This window comes from Xanthobacter aminoxidans (assembly GCF_043193615.1).
In the GTDB taxonomy this organism is placed as follows: domain Bacteria; phylum Pseudomonadota; class Alphaproteobacteria; order Rhizobiales; family Xanthobacteraceae; genus Xanthobacter; species Xanthobacter aminoxidans.
On sequence record NZ_JBAFUS010000002.1, the window covers coordinates 1 to 21,140 of the forward strand.

16 protein-coding genes and 1 riboswitch are annotated in these 21,140 nt (G+C 67.7%); of the genes, 9 read left to right on the top strand and 7 right to left on the bottom strand.

The annotated features are described in order from the left end of the window. From V5F74_RS08970 to V5F74_RS08990, 5 genes are all read right to left on the bottom strand, one after another. On the bottom strand, positions 1-384 hold a 384-nt coding region (locus tag V5F74_RS08970), incomplete at its 3' end, for a citrate/2-methylcitrate synthase (RefSeq protein WP_394007508.1). Between the two features lie 10 nt (positions 385-394). Continuing rightward, entirely contained in the window at positions 395-1,942 is a 1,548-nt protein-coding gene (locus tag V5F74_RS08975) for an MmgE/PrpD family protein (protein ID WP_394007510.1), read from the bottom strand. Continuing rightward, positions 1,939-2,391 carry an acyl-CoA thioesterase gene (locus V5F74_RS08980; RefSeq protein WP_394007512.1) on the bottom strand — a complete coding sequence of 151 codons (453 nt, stop codon included), beginning with the start codon at positions 2,389-2,391 and terminating at the stop codon, positions 1,939-1,941. Before V5F74_RS08980 ends, V5F74_RS08975 begins: the two co-directional genes overlap by 4 nt. A 1-nt stretch (position 2,392) precedes the next feature. Next, entirely contained in the window at positions 2,393-2,638 is a 246-nt protein-coding gene (locus tag V5F74_RS08985; protein WP_374251463.1) for a hypothetical protein, read from the bottom strand. A gap of 189 nt (positions 2,639-2,827) precedes the next feature. Then, positions 2,828-4,450 (bottom strand): isocitrate lyase, encoded by a 1,623-nt coding sequence (locus V5F74_RS08990; protein WP_394007514.1) that lies wholly within the window; start codon positions 4,448-4,450, stop codon positions 2,828-2,830. Between the two features lie 172 nt (positions 4,451-4,622). On the opposite strand from V5F74_RS08990, the gene V5F74_RS08995 reads away from it, so the two are divergent. The 5 genes from V5F74_RS08995 (at position 4,623) to V5F74_RS09015 (ending at position 15,436) form a co-directional block, all read left to right on the top strand. After that, the gene (locus V5F74_RS08995) at positions 4,623-6,035 is read left to right on the top strand and encodes a short-chain fatty acyl-CoA regulator family protein (RefSeq protein WP_394008880.1); all 1,413 of its coding nucleotides are present in this window, start codon (positions 4,623-4,625) and stop codon (positions 6,033-6,035) included. 557 nt (positions 6,036-6,592) lie between these two features. Continuing rightward, a riboswitch (cobalamin riboswitch) is annotated at positions 6,593-6,790 on the top strand. A 154-nt stretch (positions 6,791-6,944) separates the two neighbouring features. Then, complete coding sequence (locus V5F74_RS09000) at positions 6,945-9,806, top strand: ribonucleoside-diphosphate reductase subunit alpha (RefSeq protein ID WP_394007516.1); 2,862 nt, start codon at positions 6,945-6,947, stop codon at positions 9,804-9,806. 23 nt (positions 9,807-9,829) lie between these two features. After that, complete coding sequence (locus V5F74_RS09005) at positions 9,830-10,948, top strand: ribonucleotide-diphosphate reductase subunit beta (protein WP_394007517.1); 1,119 nt, start codon at positions 9,830-9,832, stop codon at positions 10,946-10,948. A 226-nt stretch (positions 10,949-11,174) separates the two neighbouring features. Beyond that, positions 11,175-12,293, top strand: coding sequence for an efflux RND transporter periplasmic adaptor subunit (locus V5F74_RS09010; protein ID WP_394007519.1), 1,119 nt, complete (start codon positions 11,175-11,177; stop codon positions 12,291-12,293). Next, entirely contained in the window at positions 12,293-15,436 is a 3,144-nt protein-coding gene (locus tag V5F74_RS09015; protein WP_394007521.1) for a multidrug efflux RND transporter permease subunit, read from the top strand. Before V5F74_RS09010 ends, V5F74_RS09015 begins: the two co-directional genes overlap by 1 nt. Positions 15,437-15,440: 4 nt before the next feature. On the opposite strand, the gene V5F74_RS09020 is transcribed toward V5F74_RS09015, so the two are convergent. Both V5F74_RS09020 and V5F74_RS09025 read right to left on the bottom strand, forming a co-directional pair. Then, on the bottom strand, positions 15,441-16,022 hold the full coding sequence (locus V5F74_RS09020) for a cytochrome b (RefSeq protein ID WP_394007523.1): 582 nt from the start codon (positions 16,020-16,022) through the stop codon (positions 15,441-15,443). Between the two features lie 49 nt (positions 16,023-16,071). Then, on the bottom strand, positions 16,072-16,713 hold the full coding sequence (locus tag V5F74_RS09025) for a GNAT family N-acetyltransferase (protein WP_394007525.1): 642 nt from the start codon (positions 16,711-16,713) through the stop codon (positions 16,072-16,074). Between the two features lie 251 nt (positions 16,714-16,964). On the opposite strand from V5F74_RS09025, the gene V5F74_RS09030 reads away from it, so the two are divergent. Genes V5F74_RS09030 through V5F74_RS09045 form a run of 4 tightly spaced genes read left to right on the top strand, consistent with a single transcriptional unit; the run spans position 16,965 to position 21,098 of the window. After that, on the top strand, positions 16,965-17,633 hold the full coding sequence (locus V5F74_RS09030; protein ID WP_374251471.1) for a response regulator transcription factor: 669 nt from the start codon (positions 16,965-16,967) through the stop codon (positions 17,631-17,633). Further along, entirely contained in the window at positions 17,630-18,958 is a 1,329-nt protein-coding gene (locus V5F74_RS09035) for a sensor histidine kinase (RefSeq protein ID WP_394007527.1), read from the top strand. Before V5F74_RS09030 ends, V5F74_RS09035 begins: the two co-directional genes overlap by 4 nt. A 55-nt stretch (positions 18,959-19,013) precedes the next feature. Then, positions 19,014-19,346, top strand: coding sequence for a hypothetical protein (locus tag V5F74_RS09040; protein WP_394007529.1), 333 nt, complete (start codon positions 19,014-19,016; stop codon positions 19,344-19,346). 60 nt (positions 19,347-19,406) lie between these two features. Beyond that, complete coding sequence (locus tag V5F74_RS09045; RefSeq protein ID WP_394007531.1) at positions 19,407-21,098, top strand: cyclic peptide export ABC transporter; 1,692 nt, start codon at positions 19,407-19,409, stop codon at positions 21,096-21,098. The last annotated feature ends 42 nt before the right edge of the window (positions 21,099-21,140 follow it).

The window sequence follows — 21,140 nt, forward strand, 5'->3', positions numbered from 1 at the left end:
CCCTGCCGGATTGTGGTCCGCCGCCTCCGGCAACACGCAGCCGAGCGCCGAGACGCCGGAGCGCATCACGTCCATGGGGTGGGCTGCGGCGGGCAATTGCTCCAGCGTCCGGCGCACGGCCTCGGGCAGGCCGCGCAGTCGCTTGAGCTTGGCCTGGTACGCGGAAAGCTCGGTTGCCGTGGGCAGGGCGCCATGGACGAGGAGATGGGCGATCTCCTCGAAGGTGCAGGTCTCCGCCACGTCGAGGATGTCGTAGCCACGATAATGCAGGTCGTTGCCCGTGCGGCCGACCGTGCATAGGGCGGTGTTGCCGGCGACCACGCCGGAGAGCGCCACGGACTTCTTGGGTGCGGGCTTCCCCGCGTTTGTCTGTTGCTCGGACATGGGTGCCTCCTCAGCCGGAAATCACTGTGAGCTCGGGCGCCGACCTGACGCGCCAGTCGAAGATGCCGGTGGCGCGCACCGCGCCCAGCAGCGCCGGGTCCACCTGGAAAGTGAGGCCGCTGAGGTCATCCGCCTTGAGCCGGGTCAGGCGCTCCACCGTGCCGAGGAAGCGATCCTGCTCGGACGGGGAGACCACGCCCTCCGCGAGCGCGCGGAACTTGGCGATGTACTGACGCCGGCCGAACGGGCGCGCGCCGAGGGGGTGCGCATCGGCAATCGCCAGTTCGTCCGCGATCACGCGGCCATCCTTGAGCGTCACCACCACGCGGCCGCCAAAGGCCTTCTCCTTGGGATCGCGGCTGTGGTAGCGGCGCGTCCATTCCGGGGCCTCGACGGTGGAGATCTTGTGCCAGAGGTCCACCGTGGACGGGCGCGAAGCCCGTTCCGGCGCATAGGAACGCGCGTGGTGCCAGGCGCCGTCCTCCAGCGCCACGGCGAAGATGTACATGATCGAATGGTCGAGGGTTTCCCGGCTGGCCTTCGGATCCATCTTCTGCGGGTCGCCCGCGCCGGTGCCGATCACATAATGGGTGTGATGGGAGGTGTGGATGACGATGGAGGCCACCTGCGAGAGGTCTCCGATTTTCGGCCCCATCCGGCGGGCAAGGTCGATCAGGGCCTGGCTCTGATATTCCGCCGAGTGCTCCTTGGTGTAGGTGTCGAGGATGGCGCGCTTCGGCTCGCCCTTCTCGGGAAGCGGCACCACGTATTCGGCTGTGGGGCCGCCGAGCAGATAAGCGATGAAGCCATCCTCTCCCTCCCAGGCCGGGGAGGGGGCACCTTCCCCACGCATCACCCGGTCCACCGCCTCCACCGCCATCTTGCCGGCGAAGGCAGGCGCATAGGCCTTCCAGCTGGAAATCTCGCCTTTGCGGGACTGGCGGGTGGTGGTGGTGACATGCAGCGCCTGCTGCACCGCCTGGTAGACAGTCTCCGTCGGCAGGCCCAGCGCGGCGCCGATGCCGGCGGCGGCGGAGGGGCCGAGATGGGCGATGTGGTCGATCTTGTGCTCGTGCAGGCAGATGCCTTTCACGAGGTCGACCTGGATCTCGTAGCCGGTGGCGATGCCGCGCACCAGCGCCGCGCCATCGAGCCCGCAATGCTGCGCCACCGCCAGAATGGGCGGGATGTTGTCGCCGGGATGGGAATAGTCGGCGGCGAGAAACGTATCGTGAAAATCAAGCTCACGGACGGCGACCCCGTTGGCCCAAGCCGCCCATTCCGGCGACACACGCCGATGCGCGGAGAGGCCGAACACGGTGGCGCCCGGCTGGAAGGGATGGGCCAGCGCCTGGGCCCGGGCGCTCGCCACCGGGCGGCGCGTGAGAGAGGCCGCCGCCACGGCCGCATTGTCGATGATGCGGTTGCCGATCATCTCCGCGACGTCATCGCCCACCGGCACGGGATCGGTGGCGACTTCGGCGATCTTCCAGGCGAGCTGGTCGGCGCGGGAGAGCGGTTCGGCGGACTTGTAGGTGCGTACGGTGTGCGACTTCACGATGCGTGATCCTCGGACGAAGCTGAAGGGGATGGCACGGGCACGGGCCGGCCGTCGGCATTGACCGCGACCATCTCGAAGGCGCCCCGCACGGCGAGGCGGCGGGCGCCGGACAGGAGGGCTTCGGCGGTCATGTCCACCTCGACGGTCATGGAGGTGCGACCGACACGCGTGACGCGGGCGGACAGCACGATGATCTCACCGACGCGGACCGGAACGTGGAACTCGGTCTTCTCCGCGCTCGCCATCACGACGGGTGTGCGGGCGCGGCGGGTGGCGGCGACAAAGGCCGCCTTCCCCATGAGTGACAGTGCATTGCCTCCGAACAGGGTGCCGTAGTGGTTGGCCTGATCGGGGAAGACCATCTCGATGAAGGAGGTCTCGTCGGGGCCGGGGGCTACCCCCGCGAACTCCTCGGGCGGGGGCGCGGCAATGGCGGGGGCGGCCATCTCAGGCGCCTTCGCGCGGAGCGGCTTCGGGCCGCGTGACTTCGCGCACCAGCGGGATCATCTGATCGCCCCAGCTGCCGGCGCCGTCATGGTGACGAGAGACCCGCACCAGCTCCACCGAGACGCCGGCGGAGACAGCCCGCTGGATCGCGTCGTTCACCCGGTGGACGGCATCCGCGACGCGGTTGATGGCTCGGTCCCTGTCCGACAGGTCAGGCGGAGCGACGGGCTTGAATTCGGCATTCATTGGGACGGCTCCTGTGGAGGACGGGCGGTTGTCTCCTGCCGGGACAACACGGGTCGCTAGGGAACGACGGGGCGGGGATCGAGCCGCCGGAGCGATTGAAATGGCTCGGAGGTCACGCCGGCGGCTCACCCCTTTCCCCACTCTTCCGCACCTGAGGTGGGAGGCGTGGAGACAGGACGTTGCAGGCGCTTATTCGGCTGCCGCGAACTGGTTCATGGTGTTGGCGTGTCCCCCGGCCTTCAGGGCCCGCTCGCCGGCGACCATTTCCTTGAAGGTGTCCCCGAGATCGGACCCGACCTCGTGCTGGTGCTTCACCGCCGAGATGCCGCGCCGGATTTCCTCGCGCTGGACGCGGTTCACATACGCCTTCATGCGGTCCGGACCGAAATAGCCGTGGCTGAGTTCGTCGGTTGCAAGGGCGGTGAGGTGGAAGGTCGGCAGGGTAATGAGATTGTGGAACACGCCGGCCCGTGCCGCGATATCCGCCTGGAAGCGGGCGAGCCGGGCATCGGCCTCCCGTCCAAGCTCGTCGTCATCGAGCTTGGCGGACATCAGGAGCGCTCCGTCGGGATAGGCGTCGGCGGCAATACGGCCTTCCGCGATCCACTCGGTGCGGACCTGGCGGCGGATATTCAGCGTCCAGTTGAAGGACGGTGAATTGTTGTAGGTCAGCTTGGCGTTCGGGACGACTTGGCGGATCTCCGCCACCATGCCGGCAATCTCGTCCACGTTCGGGGTGTCAGTCTCGATCCAGAGCAGGTCGACGCCGCCTTCGGTGAGGGCAGCGATGCAGTCTTCTATGACGCGGGCGCGTCCCGAGCCGTCCTTGAAGGCGAACAGCCCGTTGGGCAGGCGCACGGGACGCACCAGCTCGCCGTTGAGCACGAGGCCCAGTTCGCCCTCGTGCAGCGGCTTCTCCAACGTGACAGGCTCCACCTTCAGCCACTTGGTGTATTCGCTTGCGAGGTCGCCGGGTCTCTGGCTCACAGGGATCTTCTGGGTGAGGCCAGCGCCGAGGCTGTCGGTGCGGGCGACGATGACACCGTCATCGACCCCGAGTTCCTCGAAGGCGAGCCGCACGGCGCGCAGCTTCTCGATGAAATCTTCACGCGGCACCGTCACCTTTCCGTCCTGGTGGCCGCACTGCTTGGCATCGGAGACCTGGTTCTCGATCTGGATGCAGCAGGCGCCAGCCTTGATGAGTTCCTTGGCCAGCAGGTAGGTGGCGTGCTCGTTGCCGAAGCCGGCGTCGATGTCCGCGATGATCGGGACCACATGGGTCTCGAAGCAGTCGATGGCGGCGATCGCCTCCCGTTCGGCAGCCCGATCGCCTTTCGCACGCGCGGCCTTCATCGCCTTGAACAGGTCGTTGATCGCCACCTCGTCGGCCTGGCGCAGGGAGACGTAGATCTCCTCGATCAGATCCGCCACGGCGGTCTTCTCGTGCATGGACTGGTCGGGCAGATGGCCGAAGCGGTTGCGCAGGCCCGCCACCATCCAGCCCGACAGGTAGACATAGGCGCCGCGCGCGGTGCCATTGAGCCGCTTGACCGACTTGACCATCTGCTGCGCATGGAAGCCCGACCAGCAGCCGAGCGACTGGGTGAAACGGGACGGATCGGCGTCGTAGGCCGCCATGTCCGCCCGCATCACCTTGGCCATGGCGCGGGCGATATCGAGATGAGTATCGAACGTATTCTGCAGGCGGAGCTGGATGATGTCATCGACGCTCACGCCGCCCGGTGCCGTTCCGTCGGGAAACCGTGCATTCAGCTCGGTGGCGAGTTCGGCATAGCTTCTCGACGTCCCCATGGGTGTCTCCCTCTTCGCGTTTCGGCATCCGTCTGTCGGTCGCGAATTTTCTTGCGACCGGATCGTTTCCTCACAATATTTGCCGCCAGATCAGTGCGGAATGACTGAAAATGCGTGGATTTGCGAGGCCTTACGGTCAGGTTTGCGAAGTTTGCGAATTGGGGTGGAGCTGATGAAGAAGACCTTTGTCGGCGTGCGGCTCAAGCGGCTGCGGGAAGAGCGGGGCCTGACCCAGCTGGCGCTCGCCCAGGCCCTCGGGCTCTCTGCGAGCTACCTCAACCAGCTGGAGAAGAACCAGCGTCCGCTCACGGTGCCGGTGCTGCTGAAGATCAACGAGATCTTCGGCGTGGACGTGCAGCTCTTCTCCGAGGGAGAGGAGGGGCGCCTCGTGGCAGACCTGCGCGAAGTCTTCACGGATCCGCTCACGAGCGAGCATGTGAGCCTTGCCGAACTGAAGGAAGTGGCCTCCGCCATGCCGGCTCTGGGCCGTGCGGTTGTCGCGCTCAATCGACGCCTGCGGCATGCGGTGGAGCGGGCGGATGCCATGGCGGGAGAACTCGGCCTCGGCTCTGGGGGCATGGCGATGCCGGCGGCTCTTATGCCTTATGAGCAGGTGCGTGATTTCTTCTACGCCCGTCACAATTATTTCGCCGAGCTGGACGACGCGGCCGAACGACTGGCGCAGGCGAGACAGCTCATCCCCGGCGACATGGCCGAGGGCCTCGCGCGGTATATGGACATGCGTCATGGCGTGCGGATCGAGCGCGCCGAAGACGAGGCGGCACAGCGCCGCTTTCTGCCCGGTGAACGGGTCCTGCGCCTATCCCGCCGGCTCGACGATGGTCAGCGGGCGTTCCAGATCGCCACCCAGCTTGCTTTCCTGGAGCAGGGCGCGCTGATTGAACGCCTTGCCGAAGAGGCATCGGCGGGCGTGAAGGAAACCCGAGCGCTCACACGGATCGGCCTTGCCAATTACTTCGCCGGCGCATTGCTGATGCCGTACCGCGTCTTCGTCGCCGCGGCGGAGCAGGAGCGTTATGACATCGAGCGTCTCGGCGCACGGTTCGGCGTCGGCTTCGAGACGATCTGCCATCGTCTTAGTTCGCTGCAGCGCCCGGGAGCGACGGGCGTGCCCTTCTTCTTCATTCGGGTGGATCGGGCGGGAAATATTTCGAAGCGGCAGTCGGCGACCGATTTCCATTTCTCCCGGGTGGGTGGCACCTGCCCGTTGTGGAACGTCTACGAGGCATTCGCCCAACCCGGAAGGATTCTCACCCAGGTGGCGCAGATGCCCGACGGACGCACCTATCTGTGGATCGCTCGTACGGTGCATCACTCCGCCGGCGGCTATGGTGATCCGGGGAAGACCTTCGCCATCGGCCTCGGATGCGACATCCGCCACGCCGGACGGCTGGTTTACTCCAAAGGCCTCGCTCTGGATGATCCCAGCGCGGCCATTCCCATCGGTGCAGGATGCAAGGTGTGCGAGCGGCCGTCATGCCCGCAGCGTGCCTTCCCGCTGATCGGCCGCCTTCTGACGGTGGATGAGAATAGGAGTGTCTTCACGCCCTACTCCGAGGGGTGACAGGGCGAGGGATATTCTGACCTCCAGCACCCGATCACACCGATGGTTGGGCCCTATCCGGTTGAAGAATCGGGTTCCTTGCGTGTGACCGCTCCTGTTCCCCATCGGTCATCGATGGAGCGCAAACATCGCAGGCTGACAGGGCCATCGGGTTCGGGCGCGCGGCGGCGGCGGTCTGCCGCGCGCCAATTTCTCCGGGGTCTGGTGGCCCGGTGACGTCTTTGTTCGCGGGACCAACCCGTGGACAAGGTCCGTTGAGGCGAGGCATCATGGATGCCGGTGACCTTGTATTTCATGAGCCGATCGGGCACCCGATGCGCGTCAGCCTGGAGCCCATGCGCGACATGATACGGCGCCCGGGAAATCTGCGGCCGCACGCGAGAGTAGATCGCGTGGGAGAGCGTGCCAATCTTCGGCACGACGGCCGCCGGTGGGCATTGCGAGGGGTCAAACAGGCTGCGGGAAAATCCCCGTAGGTCGCACCTCCGCCGTCAGGTCCGTCCGTGCGGGAGGGGACTCCGCAGGCGCAAAGTATTGACATTGCCGCCGCAATAGCCACTAAATCTGGTGGTCACGGTCTCTCGACTCGCAAGATCGAGAGCTAAGAGGGAAGCCGGTCCAAAGCCGGCGCTGCCCCCGCAACTGTAAGCGGCGAGTTCTTGTTCACCCATGTCACTGAGGCCCCATGGCCTTGGGAAGACGGACAAGAATGATGACCCGCGAGCCAGGAGACCTGCCGCGACACCAGTACGTCCACGGGCGGGGTGTCCCGGTGAGGCGCTTGCTGCGGGTGGCGTGCGCCTCCCCCTGTTTCGGCATGCGTCCGCCTGCTCTCCGTCCCCACATTCATCGGGGATGATGATGCCAGCGACCGCCGAACGCCATGCCAATGGCAGCTACAGATTTTCCATGCCGGCCCCTGATGTTGAAGCGGTCGCCAGCGCGCCCGGCTATCAGCTCATCCGCCGCAATGGGGCGGTCACGCCGTTCGATGCCGCCAAGATCGCGGTGGCCCTGACCAAGGCGTTCCTGGCCGTGGAGGGACAGTCGGCTGCCGCGTCCCGCCGCATCCACGACATTGTGGCGGGGCTGACCGACCAGATCGTGGCGAACCTCACCCGGCGTCCCGACGTCGGACGCACCTTCCATATCGAGGATGTGCAGGACCAGGTGGAACTGGCCCTCATGCGCGGAGAGCATCACAAGGTCGCCCGCGCCTATGTGCTCTATCGCGAGGCGCGGGCGCGGGAACGCGCGAAGGCCCTCGCCGTGGTGCATCCGGGCGGTGATGCCGCCGCCGTGCTGCATGTGAGAACCGCCGACGGCGCATTGGTGCCGCTGGATGCCGCCCGCCTTTCGACCGTCATCGGCGAGGCCTGCGCCGGGCTCGACGGCGTCTCGGCCGTGGCAGTGCTGAACGAGGCGCGACGCAACCTCTATGACGGCATCTCGCTGGATGAACTGGCGCAGGCGCCCATCCTGGCGGCGCGCACGCTGGTGGAGACCGAGCCGAACTATTCCAAGGTCAGCGCGCGCCTCCTGCTGGACAAGCTGCGCCGCGAGGCCCTGAGCTTCGTCGCCGGTCGGCCGGAACAGGCGACGCAGGCCGAGATGGCGGAGCGCTACGGCGATTATCTCGGCGCCTATGTGAGGACCGGCATCGCCAATGACCTGCTCGATCCCGAGCTCGGTCGCTTCAACCTTTCCCGGCTGGCTGCCGCCCTCAAGCCGGAGCGGGACCTCGCCTTCGACTATCTGGGCTTTCAGACGCTCTACGACCGCTATTTCCTGCATGTGCGCGGTACGCGCTTCGAGCTGCCGCAGGCCTTTTTCATGCGCGTCGCCATGGGCCTGGCCTTGCGCGAGATCGACCGGGAGGCGCGGGCGATCGAATTCTACGATCTCCTCTCCTCCTTCGACTTCATGGCCTCCACGCCGACTTTGTTCAATGCTGGGACGCTGCGCGCCCAGCTCTCCTCCTGCTTCCTCACCACGGTGGCGGATGACCTGGACGGCATCTTCAAGGCGGTGAAGGACAATGCGCTGCTCGCCAAATATTCCGGCGGCCTCGGCAATGACTGGACCCGGGTGCGCGGCCTCGGAGCCCACATCAAGGGTACCAATGGCGAGAGCCAGGGCGTGGTGCCTTTCCTGAAGGTGGCGAATGACACCGCCATCGCGGTGAATCAGGGCGGCAAGCGCAAGGGCGCGGTCTGCGCCTATCTGGAGACCTGGCATGTGGACATCGAGGACTTCCTCGATCTGCGCAAGAACACCGGCGACGAGCGCCGCCGCACCCATGACATGAACACCGCCAACTGGGTGCCGGACCTGTTCATGGAGCGGGTGGAAGAGGACGGCCCGTGGACCCTGTTCTCCCCCGATGAGGCGCCCGATCTCCACGACCTTTACGGCCCCGCATTCAAGGCCGCCTATCTCGCCTATGAAGCGCGGGCCGCGCGGGGGGAAATGAAGGTCTTCAAGCAGGTGCGGGCGCTCGATCTGTGGCGGCGCATGCTGACCATGCTGTTCGAGACCGGCCATCCCTGGATCACCTTCAAGGATCCGTGCAATATCCGCTCGCCCCAGCAGCACGTGGGCGTGGTGCATTCCTCCAATCTCTGCACGGAAATCACGCTGAACACCTCGGATGACGAGGTGGCGGTCTGCAACCTCGGCTCGGTCAACCTGTTCTCCCATATCGCCGATGGCCGCCTGGACATGGAGAAGCTGGCGCGCACGGTGCGCATCGCCATGCGGATGCTGGACAACGTCATCGACATCAATTTCTACACTATCCCCGAGGCGCGCCGATCCAACCTCCGGCATCGTCCCGTCGGCCTCGGCATCATGGGCTTCCAGGATGCGCTTCAGGCGCTTCGCCTTCCCTACGGCTCGGACGCGGCGGTGCGTTTCGCGGATGAGAGCATGGAGGCAATCTCCTTCCATGCCATCTCCGCCTCGGTGGATCTCGCTGCCGAGCGCGGGCGCTATCCGAGCTTTGCGGGCTCGCTCTGGTCGCAGGGCATCCTGCCCATTGACTCCCTCGAACGGCTCGCCGAGGCGCGCGGCGGTGCGGATTTCGACCGGTCCCGGACACTCGACTGGGACAGCCTGCGCCAGCGGGTGGTTGCCACCGGCATGCGCAATTCCAACTGCATGGCCATCGCGCCCACGGCCACCATCTCGAACATCTGCGGTGTCAGCCAGTCGATCGAGCCGGCGTATCAGAACCTCTATGTCAAATCGAACATGTCGGGCGACTTCACCGTGGTGAACGCCGCTCTCGTCCATGACCTGAAGGCGCGCGGACTCTGGGACGAGGTGATGGTTTCAGACCTCAAATATTTCGACGGGAGCCTGGGCGAAATCGCCCGGATTCCGGACGACCTGAAGGACCTCTACGCCACGGCCTTCGAGATCGACCCGGCCTGGCTCGTGGAGGCGGCCGAGCGCCGGCAGAAATGGATCGATCAGGCCCAGTCCCTCAACCTCTACATTGCGAGCCCTTCCGGCAAGAAGCTCGATGAGCTCTACCGTCTGGCCTGGAAGCGGGGGCTGAAGACGACCTACTACCTCAGGTCGCGCTCGGCCACACATGTGGAGAAGTCCACGCTCAAGGGCACCGACGGCAAGCTCAACGCCGTCGCCGCCACGGTTCCGCCCGCCGTAGCGGCTTTCCCCGCAGCCATTTCCGGCGAAGCTGTCGACAGCGAAGCGTGGGGCAACGCCTGCGCCATCAACGACCCCACCTGCGAAGCCTGCCAGTGACCGGCGGACAAGGACAAGAAACCATGCTCGACTGGTCTGACACCAAGCCACAGCCCGCCATCATGCCCGGCATTCCGGCCGGTCCCTCCGAAGCCACCGGCCTCGGGGAGATCGATCGCAACGGCGCCCGCGTCACCGTGGACGAGAAGCGCATGATCAATGCGCGCGCCGACGTGAACCAGCTTTTGCCGATGAAGTACCATTGGGCATGGGAGAAATACCTGTCCGGCTGCAACAATCACTGGATGCCCACCGAGGTGTCCATGCAGGCGGATATCGCGCTGTGGAAGTCACGCGACGGCCTCACCGAGGACGAGCGGCGCATGCTGAAGCGCAACCTCGGCTTCTTCGCCGCCTCCGAGAGCCTGGTGGCGAACAACATCGTGCTCGCCATCTACCGCCACCTCACCAATCCCGAATGCCGGCAGTATCTGCTGCGACAGGCGTTCGAAGAGGCGATCCACACCCATACCTTCCAGTACATCGTCGAAAGCCTCGCCCTCGATGAGGGCGAACTGTTCAACATGTATCGGGAGGTGCCCTCCATCACCGACAAGGCGGCGTGGGCCCTCAGTCACACCCGGAGCCTCGACGATCCGGAATTCCGCACCGGCACACCGGAAGCGGACCAGAAGTTCCTGCGCGACCTCGTCGCCTTCTACGTGGTGTTCGAGGGCATGTGGTTCTACACGGGGTTCGCGCAGATCCTCTCCCTCGGCCGCCGCAACAAGATGGTCGGCATTGCCGAGCAGTATCAGTACATCCTGCGCGACGAGAGCATCCATCTGAACTTCGGCATCGACGTGATCAACCAGATCAAGATCGAGAACCCGCACTTGTGGACCCGGGCGTTCCAGGACGAGGTGCGCGGGATGCTGAAGGATGCGGCAGACCTCGAGGCGGCGTACGGCCGGGACACCATGCCCCGCGGCCTGCTCGGCCTGAATGCCGCGCTCTGTGAGCAGTACATGCGCTTCATCGCCAACCGGCGCTGCGCGCAGCTCGGCCTCGCCCCGGTGTTCGCAGAGGCGGAGAACCCCTTCCCGTGGATGTCGGAGGCCATGGACCTGAAGAAGGAGAAGAACTTCTTCGAGACCCGCGTCATCGAGTACCAGAACGGCGGTGCGCTCGCCTGGGATTGAGCGGGATTGCCTCCCGCCGCGGCGGTGATTGTCGTGACGCAGGACAACGGCCGCGTCGCGTGCGCCACGTTCTCCATCTCCCACGCCCGCGGCATGACACCCTGCCGCAGGCGAATTCCACAATTCTTTGTCCATCGTAATCTTTAGGCAATGACGCTGCGTAATAGCCCAGCCCATGAAAACCGATCTTCCTCGCCGAGGCCTTGTGCGGTCCCGGTGCTACCCCATGATTCTAGCAGGGGCGCTCGCCTTGGCGGCCTGCGGGGAGAGCCAGCCTGCGGCTCCTCCCGAACCCGTCAATGTCTCGGTCGTGCAGCTGAGGCCCGAGGCCGTTACGATTCATGACGTGCTGCCGGGCCGGGTCGCGGCCTATCGCGTCGCGGAAATCCGGCCGCAGGTGGGCGGCATTGTCCAGCACCGGCTGTTCCGGGAGGGGAGCGAGGTCGCGGCGGGCCAGCCACTGTTCCAGATCGACCCGGCCGCGTTCGCCGCGGAAGTCGACATGGCGGCTGCGGTCCTGCGCCGGGCCGAGGCGGTGCTCGACCGGGCCGAGGCGCAGGTGAGGCGCGTCGAGGCGCTTCTCAAGACCAACACCGCCACCCAGCAGGCGCATGAGGATGCCATCGCCGCGCGCGCTCAGGCCGCCGCAGATGTCGCCCACAGCCGGGCGGCGCTGGAGCGGCGGACGCTCGATCTCGGCTTCGCGACCCTCCGCGCGCCCATCGCCGGGCGCATCGACCACGCGCTTGTGAGCGAGGGCGCGCTGGCGACCCCCGGCAGCGCTTCGCCCCTCGCCATCGTGCAGCAGATCGACCGGGTCTATGTCGATCTGCGCCAGCCGGCGCGGCACCTGGAGGCCCTGCGGCGGCTGGCGCGGGCCGACGGCGCGGATGCGGGCGCGGTGGACATCCTCTCAGCGGACGGCGAGGCCTTTCCTGTGGTCGGACGGCTGCTGTTCTCGGGGGTCAGCGTGGACCCCGGCACGGGCGAGGTGATCCTGCGCGTCGAGGCAGAAAATCCCGGGCGCCTGCTGCTGCCGGGCATGTTCGTGCGGGCGCGGCTGCTGCGGGAGAAGCGGCCCGAGGCCCTGCTGGTGCCGCTGCAGGCGGTGCAGCGCGATGGCAACGGCATGGAACACGTCAGCATCGTCGAGGACCCCGGCCGGGTGGCGCGGCGCGAGATCGTGACCGGCGCGCAGATCGACGGGCGCATCGTCGTCGAGCGCGGGCTGCGTGCCGGCGAGCGGGTGATCGTGGAGGGGCAGGACCATGTCCAGCCGGGCGCCCAGGTGACCGCCTTGCCGTGGCAGCGCGAGCGTGTGGCGGATGCGGAGCCGCAGCGCTGATGCCCGCCTTCTTCATCGACCGGCCGGTCTTCGCCTGGGTCATCGCGATCGTCATCGCGCTCGCCGGGGCCATCGCCATCCCGCAGCTTCCCACCGAGCGCTATCCCGCCATCGCGCCGCCCAGCATCAGCATCTATGCGACCTACCCCGGCGCCTCGCCGCAGACGATGAGCGACGGGGTCATCAGCCTGATCGAGCGTGAACTTTCGAGCGTGCGCAATCTCCTGTATTTCGAGAGCGCGACGGACACGTCCGGCACCGCCACGATCACCGTGACGTTCAAGCCCGGCACGAACCCCGATCTGGCGCAGGTCGACGTGCAGAACCGCCTGAAGACCGTGGAGCCGCGCCTGCCGCAGGCGGTCCGGCAGCTTGGCCTGACGGTCGAGGCGGCGGCCTCCGGCTTCCTGCTGCTGGTGGATATCATCGCCCCCGGCGGGGCGTATGACGAGGTGACCCTCGGCGACTATGCCGTGCGCAACGTCGCCGACGAGCTCAAGCGCGTGCCGGGTGTCGGGCGTGTCCAGCTCTTTGCGACGGAGCGCGCGATGCGGATCTGGATCGATCCCGTCAAACTGTCGGCCCACGGAATCACCTTCGGCGATGTCACCACCGCAATCGCGCAGCAGAACGTGCAGATCGCGCCGGGCGCCCTCGGGGCCGAGCCGACCACCGCCGGCCAGCGGGTCACGGTGCCGCTGGAGGTCGATGGACGGCTGAGGACGCCCGAGGAGTTCCGCGCCATCGTGCTGCGCGCCCATCCGGACGGATCGACCCTCACCCTCGGCGCGGTCGCGCAGGTGGAGCTCGGCGCGCAATCCTACGCCTTCGCGACCCGCTCCAACGGCAAGCCGGTGGCGACGCTCGCGGTCCAGCTCGCGCCCGGCGCCAACGCGGTGACGACCTCATCGGCCATCGCCGCGCGGATGACGGAGCTGGTCAAGGCAATGCCGGAGGGGATGGGGTTCTCGATCCCCTTCGACACCGCGCCCTTCGTGCGCGTCTCCATCGAGAAGGTGCTGGTCACGCTGCTGGAGGCCATGGCGCTGGTCTTCCTGGTGATGTTCGTGTTCCTGCAGAACGTCCGCTGCACGCTGATCCCGGCGATCGTGGCGCCCATCGCGCTGCTCGGCACCTTCGCGGTGATGCTGGCGGCGGGCTATTCCATCAACGTGCTGACCATGTTCGGCATGGTGCTGGCCATCGGCATCATCGTCGACGATGCCATCGTGGTGGTCGAGACCGTCGAGCGGCTGATGGCGCAGGAGGGGCTCGCCCCGCGCGAGGCGACGCTGCGGGCGATGGGCGAGATGAGCGGGGCGGTGGTCGGCATCACGCTCGTGCTCTCGGCGGTGTTCGTGCCGATGGCGCTGGCGGGCGGCTCGGTCGGCGTCATCTATCGGCAGTTCGTGCTCACGATGGCGGTGTCGATCCTGCTGTCGGCCTTCCTTGCCCTCACGCTCACGCCGGCGCTCTGCGCGACCATGCTCCGGCCGGTGCGGGAGCGCGGGGAGAAGCGGGGCGTCTTCGGCTGGTTCGACCGGCGCTTCGCGGGGCTGACGCGCGGCTACGCGCGCGGCGTCGCCCGGCTGGTGGGACGGCCCTGGCGGATGATGGCGGGTTTCGCGGTGGTCGTGATGCTGCTCGGCCTCGCCTTCGCGCGGCTGCCCTCGGCCTTCCTGCCGGAGGAGGACCAGGGCTATTTCCTGACCTCCATCCAGCTGCCGCCGGACGCGACCGCCAACCGCACGCGCGAGGCGGTCGAGACCATGGAACGGCACAACGCCACCCGGCCGGCCGTCCGGCATACCGAGAGCATCATGGGGTTCGGCTTCTCGGGCTCCGGCCCGAACGCGGCCATGATCTACACCATTCTGACGGACTGGAGCGCGCGCCAGGGTGCGAGCGCCGCCGACGAAGTGGCGCGGGCCAACGCGGCCGCCCGCTCGGTCCGCGAGGGCAGTATCGTCAGCATGCTGCCGCCGGCTATCGACGGGCTCGGCACGACCTCCGGCTTCGCGCTGCGGCTGGAAGATCGCGCCGGCCGTGGCCCGGTCGCGCTCGCGGCGGCGAAGGACCGGCTGCTGGCGGCGGCGGCCGCGAGCCCCGTGCTCACCGACGTCTATGAGGAGGGCCTGCCGCCCGGGAACCGCATCCGGCTTCACATCGACCGGCTGAAGGCGCAGGTCCTCGGCGTCTCCTTCGCCGACATCGCGGACACGCTCAGCGCGGCGATGGGCTCGTCCTATGTCAACGATTTCACCAATCTCGGCCGCGTGCAGCAGGTGATCGTGCAGGCCGACGCGGCGGCGCGGATGACGCTCGACGATATTCTGGGGCTCGAGGTGCGCAACGCCGCTGGTCGTTCCGTGCAGCTGTCGGAGCTCGCTGCGCCGGCGTGGGAGAGTGGCCCGCTCCAGCTCGTGCGGTACAACGGCTATCCGGCGGCGCGGATCACCGGCGCCGCCGCGCCGGGCCGTTCCAGCGGAGAGGCCATGCGGGAAATGGAGAGGCTGGCGCGCCAGCTGCCGCCGGGCTTCGCTGTCACGTGGACCGGCCAGTCGCTGCAGGAGCAGGAGGCTGGCGCGCAGGCGCCGCTGCTGCTCACCCTCTCCATGCTGGTGGTGTTCCTGGTGCTCGCCGCGCTCTACGAAAGCTGGTCGGTGCCGCTCGCCGTCATGCTGGTGGTGCCGCTCGGCCTGATCGGCGCGGTTGCCGCCGTGATGCTGCGGGACATGCCGAACGACGTGCTCTTCACCGTGGGGCTGGTCACCATCATCGGGCTTTCGGCCAAGAACGCCATCCTGATCGTCGAGTTCGCCCGGGCCGCCCGCGCGCGGGGGCTCGATCCGGCGCAGGCGGCGGTGGAAGCGGCGCGGCTCCGGCTGCGGCCGATCGTGATGACGAGCCTCGCCTTCACGCTCGGCATCGTGCCGCTGATGGTCGCCTCCGGGGCGGGCAGCGAGACCCAGCAGTCTATCGGCACGGGCGTCTTCGGCGGCATGATCAGTGCCACCGTCCTCGCGGTCCTCTTCGTGCCTGTGTTCTTCGTCGTCGTGACGAAGCTGGCGGAGCGGTTGGCCGGGCGGGTCGGGCGCGGCGCGGCGGCTGAGCCTTTGGCTGGCCCGGCCGGGCCGGGTTAGGGCGTCAGGCGCGGCTGCGCCACATGCGCGGCAGAACGTCGGTGGGGCCGTTCCTGTCCTCGAAACGGTGCTTCAGCGTGCCCGCCACGTGCAGGACGACGCAGGCGAGGAGCAGATAGGCGGCATATTTGTGGAGCGCCTGAAACACCGCGAAGGCCGCGTCGTTCTTCGGCAGGAGTTCCGGCAGGTGCGGCAGGAAGAAGAAGGGCACGCCGTCGCTCTGGGTGAAGCTGCTGGACATGGCATAGCCCAGCAGCGGGATGAGCACGGTGAGCGCGATCATCAGGCGGTGGATGGCGTGCGACATCATCTTCTCCCAGCCCCGCAGCGCCGGAGGCAGGCCGGGAATCGCGGCGCTGTAGCGCCAGCGCAAGGTCAGCTGCACCAGCGCGACGAGCCAGACCAGGATGCCGAACTGCTTGTGGTTCACGTAGAAAAAGCCGGCGGTCGGATCGTCTTCGGCGAGGCGGGTCATGTGCCAGCCGGCTGCGATCAGCGCGAGGATCAGCACCGCCCGCACCCAATGCAGGATGCGCATGGAGCGCGGGTAGACGACGCCCTCTCCGGCGTGCAGCGATTGAGGCATGACTCTTTTCCTGTTCTGTGTGGTGGCGTCCCGAGCCCGGCGGGCCGCTCTAGTCCCGACCGGCCATGACCTTCTCGAACCTGAACATGCCGCCGCCGCCCGGGAGGGCGGGCTGATCGTCGCGATGGGGATCGGGGTGGCCGGCGTGATAATAGGCGACGATCCTGAAGCCGCATGTGTTGACGTAGAAGTGGATGTTCCGCCTCTCGAAATAGGGGGTGTGGGTCGTCCACACCCGCGTTTGCGGATAGCGGGCTTCGATCGCCGACCAGGCGCGCCTGCCGATGCCCTGGCCTTCATGGCCCACGGCCACGAAGAACAGGTCGAGGGCGTTCTGCCCGGTCAGCCTGTCGATGACAACGACCGCGCCGCCGACCCTGTGTCCGTTCCGCACGATGTGAAGAACCTCCGCGCCCGCGGCTTCGCAGGACTCCCTGATGATCTCGTCCGGCGGGATGGCGGTCTCCGCCAGCGCGCCGAATTCCGCCATGGCGGCGACGGCGAAGGCCTCCCGCAAATCCTGCCGGTAGCGCGGCAGGTCGGCGGGGGCCACAGGCTCGAGCGTCATAATATCGTGATCCAAGATCATGATCCGGCTGAAGGCCCGCTCCGGGCACAGGGTTTGGGGCGATGCGGCGCGGTCGCCGGCCTTCGGCCCGTTGCGGGATCCGGCACCCTGCCGGCGGCGCAAGAGGGCGTGATGGCTTCGGATGGCACCGTGTCCGCTCAGCGGACACGGTTGATCCCCCGCACATCCGAAGCCATCGCGTACGCGGGGTGGGCCGCGCCCCGTCCATGAATCGGGGCTTCATTGCGTGGACATTACACCGCCCCTGACGACCGGCGCGGCCCCGCCTCGGCGCGGGTGTAATCTTCATGTAACGATGGCGGCCAAGAAGCGGGCGGCAGGGAAGCGGCGCCACACGAAGAGGGCATTCATCCGTGCGCATACTCGTCATAGAGGACGATGCCGACCTCGGCCCCTGGCTGCGGGATGCGCTGGAGGCCGCGCTCGGCGGGGCCGATCGCGTGGCGACGCTCGACGAGGCCGAGACCGCCCTGAAGGTGCGCCCCTTCGATCTGGTGGTGATGGACCGCCGGCTGCCGGACGGCGACGCGGTGACGCTGATCGCCAAAATGCGCATGCTCAGCCCGCGCCCGAGCATCCTGGTGCTGACCGCGTTGGACGATCCCAACGAGATCGCGCGGGCGCTCGATGCCGGCGCCGACGACTATCTCGCCAAGCCCTTCGAGCCGGTGGAGCTGATCGCGCGGGCGCGGGCGGTGCTGAGGCGCAACCAGCTCGACCAGAAGGGCGTCACCAGCGTGTCGAACCTGCGCTTCGACACCTTCGCGCGCACCGCCTATGTGGACGATCAGCCGCTGATCCTGCCGCGCCGGGAGCTCGCCTTGCTGGAAGCGCTGATGCGCCGGGCGGGGCAGGTGGTGCTGCGCGAATCCCTCGACAACGCGGTCTACGGCTTCGACGACGAGATCCAGTCGAATGCCATCGACGCCCACCTGTCGCGCTTGCGCAAGCGCTTGCGGGAAGCCGGCTGCCGTGCGGAAATCAAGGCCCTGCGCGGAATCGGTTATCTGATGGCTGAATGAGGATGTTGCTGAAGAGATCCATCGCCTCGTCGGCCGCGATGCTGCTCGGAGGCCTGATCTCGGCGCTGCTGTGCTGCCTCTTCGTCGGCTTCATCGCCTTCTACGGGGACGACGGCGACGTCGCGCAGTCCGATGTCGCCACCGAGATCAAGCGCTCGGTCCGGCTCGACGAGGCGGGCCGCCCCCTGCTGACGCCGACGGGGCGGCTGATCGCGTTTCAGCGGCAGTTTCCGCAGCTCTGGTATGTGGTCAGCACGCCTCACGGCAGCCTTTCCTATGGCGCGGTGCCCCCGCGCGTGCGCGGGGGGCTCGGCCTGCCGGATGCGTCGGAGGCGCGGTCCGCTTATGACGCCAGCGGGCCCGAGATGCAGCTCCTCGGCTCGACGCGCGCCGAGGACGACCCGGTCATGCTCATCGCCCTCGGCGGGGCGGTCTACACCAGCACGGAAGTCGTCCTGTCGCTCCTGCGGGAGCCTGACATACCCTCGACGCTCCTGGCGGCGGTGATGGCCATCATCATCCTCACGACCATTCTGGTGGTGCCGGCGCTGATCGTGCGGCCGGTGCGCCGGGCGGCGGCCGCAGCCGAGGAGATCGGCGCCCGGGAGGGCGCGCGGCTGCCGGTCGATCGGCAGCCCTCGGAGCTGAAGCCGCTCGCCCTCGCCTTCAATCGCGCCCTCGACCGGATCGACGCCGCGACGGCGGAGCAGCGGCGCTTCCTGTCGAATGCCGCCCACGAGCTGCGCACGCCACTGACCCGCCTGCGCACGCGCCTCGAGCGCGTCGAGGATCGCGAGATCAAGGCGGAGCTGGTGGGGGAGCTGCAATCGCTGTCGGCGACGGTGACCATGCTGCTGCAGCTCGCGCGGCTCACCTCCCAGCCTACGGAAATGCAGCCCATCGATCTCGTCTCGGTGGTCCGCGAGGCGACGGCCCGCGAGGTGCCGACGGCGCTGGCGAGCGGCGTGGACATCGAGCTGCGCGGCGAGGGGCCGGTGATGGTCTCCGGCTCGTCGCAGGCCATCGGCATCGGCCTGTCCAATCTCGTACGCAACGCGATCCAGCACGGCGGCAGCGGAGGCCGGGTGGTGGTCGAGGTGGCCGCGTCCCGACGGGTCTCGGTGATCGATTTCGGCCCCGGCATCAGCACAGCCTATGGCGGGCGCACGGTCATGGAGCCGTTCGCGCGCGGCAAGCAGGATTCCGCCGGCACGGGCCTCGGCCTCGCCATCGTTGCGCAGGTCGCGGCGCTGCATGGCGCCGGCCTCTCCATGGAGGAAACGCCGGGCGGTGGCACGACGGTGACCTTGAGCTTTCCGCAATGATGTTCCGCCGGCCCGCCGTGTAATGCGTCGGTAATCCTGGGGGCGAGAATGGCACATGTTTTCCATTTCTCCGGGATTCATCATGCGGACCATCGCCACGCTTCTTCTCGGTGCTGCCGTCTCGAGCGCCCTGAGCGTCAGTCCCGCGGCCGCGGACAGTGACGACATCATTGCCGGCGCCATCGCGGGCGCTGCTGCCGGTGCATGGGCCGGACAGGTCTTCGCCGCGCCGCCGCCTCAGGTCTATGTCTACGGCCCCTATCCCGGCTGGACCCGTCCCGTGCCGCAGCCTCCGCCCATCGGGATCTACCATCCGGATTTCCATCGGGACGGCTGGGACGAGGATTTCGACGAGGAGCCCGGTGACGATGGCGACTGGGGCCACTGATCCGGCCCCGCCCCGCCGCGCGCCGAAATCTCCCGTTCCAGATCTGATTGCGACCCTGCGATGACCTCCTCTCCCGCCGAACCGCCCCCCCACCTTCTGCGCGAGGTGCTGCGCCTTCTGCGCCCCTTCTGGCGGCTCATCCTGCTGGCCAGCCTCGCGGGCGGCGCCGGCGGACTGGCCATGGCCTGGGCGCTCTCGCTCATCAACGGCGCGCTCGCCTCCGCCGCCTCCGCGGGGATGCTGATGGGCCTTGCCGCGCTGTGCCTGCTCAGCCTCGCCGGCCAGCTCATCGCCGGCATCGGCAACAGCCTGCTGGGGCAGCGCATCGTCGCGCGGCTGCGGCAGGAGGTGTGCCACCGCATCCTCGATGCGCCGCTCGCCGGGATCGAGCGGATGAAGAGCCCGCGGCTCATGGCGGTGCTCAACGGCGACGTGGAGAAGATCGCCGAGTTCGGCAACCATTTCGCGGGCTACACCACCGCCCTGGCGATGGTTCTGGGCTGCCTCGCCTATCTGTTCGTGCTGTCGGTGCCGATGCTGTGCTTCGGCTTGGTGCTGGTGGTGCTGGGCGGGGTGCTCAACTCGGTGGCCATGCGGGCCTGGCTTGTCCGGTTCGACGAGGCGCGCGGTCTCGAGGACCAGTTGCAGAAGCAGTATCGCGCCATCATCGAAGGCGCCAAGGAACTGCGCCTCAATCGCCCGCGCCGGCTGCGCGTGGAGCGGCAGGGCATCGGCGCCCTCACCAACCGCATCGCCGCCGTCAACGGCCGGGCCTACGCCCTGTTCTGGGCCGTCGATACCATCAGCATCGCGCTGATCTTCGTGTTCGTCTGCATCGTCCTGGTGCTGCGGCCCCATCTCGGCATCGACAACGAGGTCATCACCGGCTTCATCATCGTGATGCTGTTCGCCAAGGGGCCGATCGAGGAACTGGCCAGCGCGCTGCCGGTGTTCAGCCAGGCGCAGATCGCCCTGCGCCGCATCGGCGCCCTGACGGCCGGTCTCGCCGAAGAGGGTTCGAACGTCGCGGGCAGGCACCCTGCGCCGCCCTTCTGCGACAGCCTCGCCCTTCAGGGCGTGCGTCACAGCTTCGCCGGCGAGGGAGGCGCGGGCGGCTTCGCGCTGGATGTTCCGCACCTGACCATTCGGCAGGGCGAGATTACATTCATCGTCGGCGGCAACGGCAGCGGCAAGACGACCCTCATCAAGATCCTGCTCGGGCTGTACCGGCCCTGCACTGGCCACGTGCTGCTGGACGGGCGGCCCGTGCTCGCCGCCGGGCTCGAAGGCTACCGGCAGCTGTTCTCCGGCGTGTTCGCCGATTACCACCTGTTCGATGAGATCCTGGCCGGGCCGGGCGGCGCACTGCGGGTCAATGCCTGGCTGCAGCGGCTCGATCTCGCCGGGGTGGTGGCCGTCGAAGAGGGGCGCCTCGCCACCACCGATCTCTCCACCGGGCAGCGCAAGCGGCTGGCCTTCATCCACGCCGTGCTGGAGGATCGCCCGATCCTGATGTTCGACGAATGGGCGGCGGACCAGGATCCGGACTTCCGGGCCATGTTCTACCGCAAGCTCCTGCCGGAGCTGCGGCAGGCCGGCAAGACCGTGATCGCGGTGTCGCATGACGACCGATATTTCGATGCCGCCGACCGCATCGTGCACATGGCGCGCGGGCGCGTGACCGCGACCGAAACCGTCGGCGCGCGTATGGCGGCCGCCACTGCGGCTCCCCTCGCGGTGCACGGGGCGTAATGCTCGCGTAATCGCACCGCGCAAGATGCCGTGATGCTCGCG

Coding starts and splice junctions, on each gene's coding strand:
- V5F74_RS08980 (WP_394007512.1), bottom strand. CDS start 2,391: ATGGCCGCCCCCGCCATTGCCGCGCCCCCGCCCGAGGAGTTCGCGGGG.
- V5F74_RS08985 (WP_374251463.1), bottom strand. CDS start 2,638: ATGAATGCCGAATTCAAGCCCGTCGCTCCGCCTGACCTGTCGGACAGG.
- V5F74_RS08990 (WP_394007514.1), bottom strand. CDS start 4,450: ATGGGGACGTCGAGAAGCTATGCCGAACTCGCCACCGAGCTGAATGCA.
- V5F74_RS08995 (WP_394008880.1), top strand. CDS start 4,623: ATGAAGAAGACCTTTGTCGGCGTGCGGCTCAAGCGGCTGCGGGAAGAG.
- V5F74_RS09000 (WP_394007516.1), top strand. CDS start 6,945: ATGCCGGCCCCTGATGTTGAAGCGGTCGCCAGCGCGCCCGGCTATCAG.
- V5F74_RS09005 (WP_394007517.1), top strand. CDS start 9,830: ATGCTCGACTGGTCTGACACCAAGCCACAGCCCGCCATCATGCCCGGC.
- V5F74_RS09010 (WP_394007519.1), top strand. CDS start 11,175: ATGATTCTAGCAGGGGCGCTCGCCTTGGCGGCCTGCGGGGAGAGCCAG.
- V5F74_RS09015 (WP_394007521.1), top strand. CDS start 12,293: ATGCCCGCCTTCTTCATCGACCGGCCGGTCTTCGCCTGGGTCATCGCG.
- V5F74_RS09020 (WP_394007523.1), bottom strand. CDS start 16,022: ATGCCTCAATCGCTGCACGCCGGAGAGGGCGTCGTCTACCCGCGCTCC.
- V5F74_RS09035 (WP_394007527.1), top strand. CDS start 17,630: ATGAGGATGTTGCTGAAGAGATCCATCGCCTCGTCGGCCGCGATGCTG.
- V5F74_RS09040 (WP_394007529.1), top strand. CDS start 19,014: ATGTTTTCCATTTCTCCGGGATTCATCATGCGGACCATCGCCACGCTT.
- V5F74_RS09045 (WP_394007531.1), top strand. CDS start 19,407: ATGACCTCCTCTCCCGCCGAACCGCCCCCCCACCTTCTGCGCGAGGTG.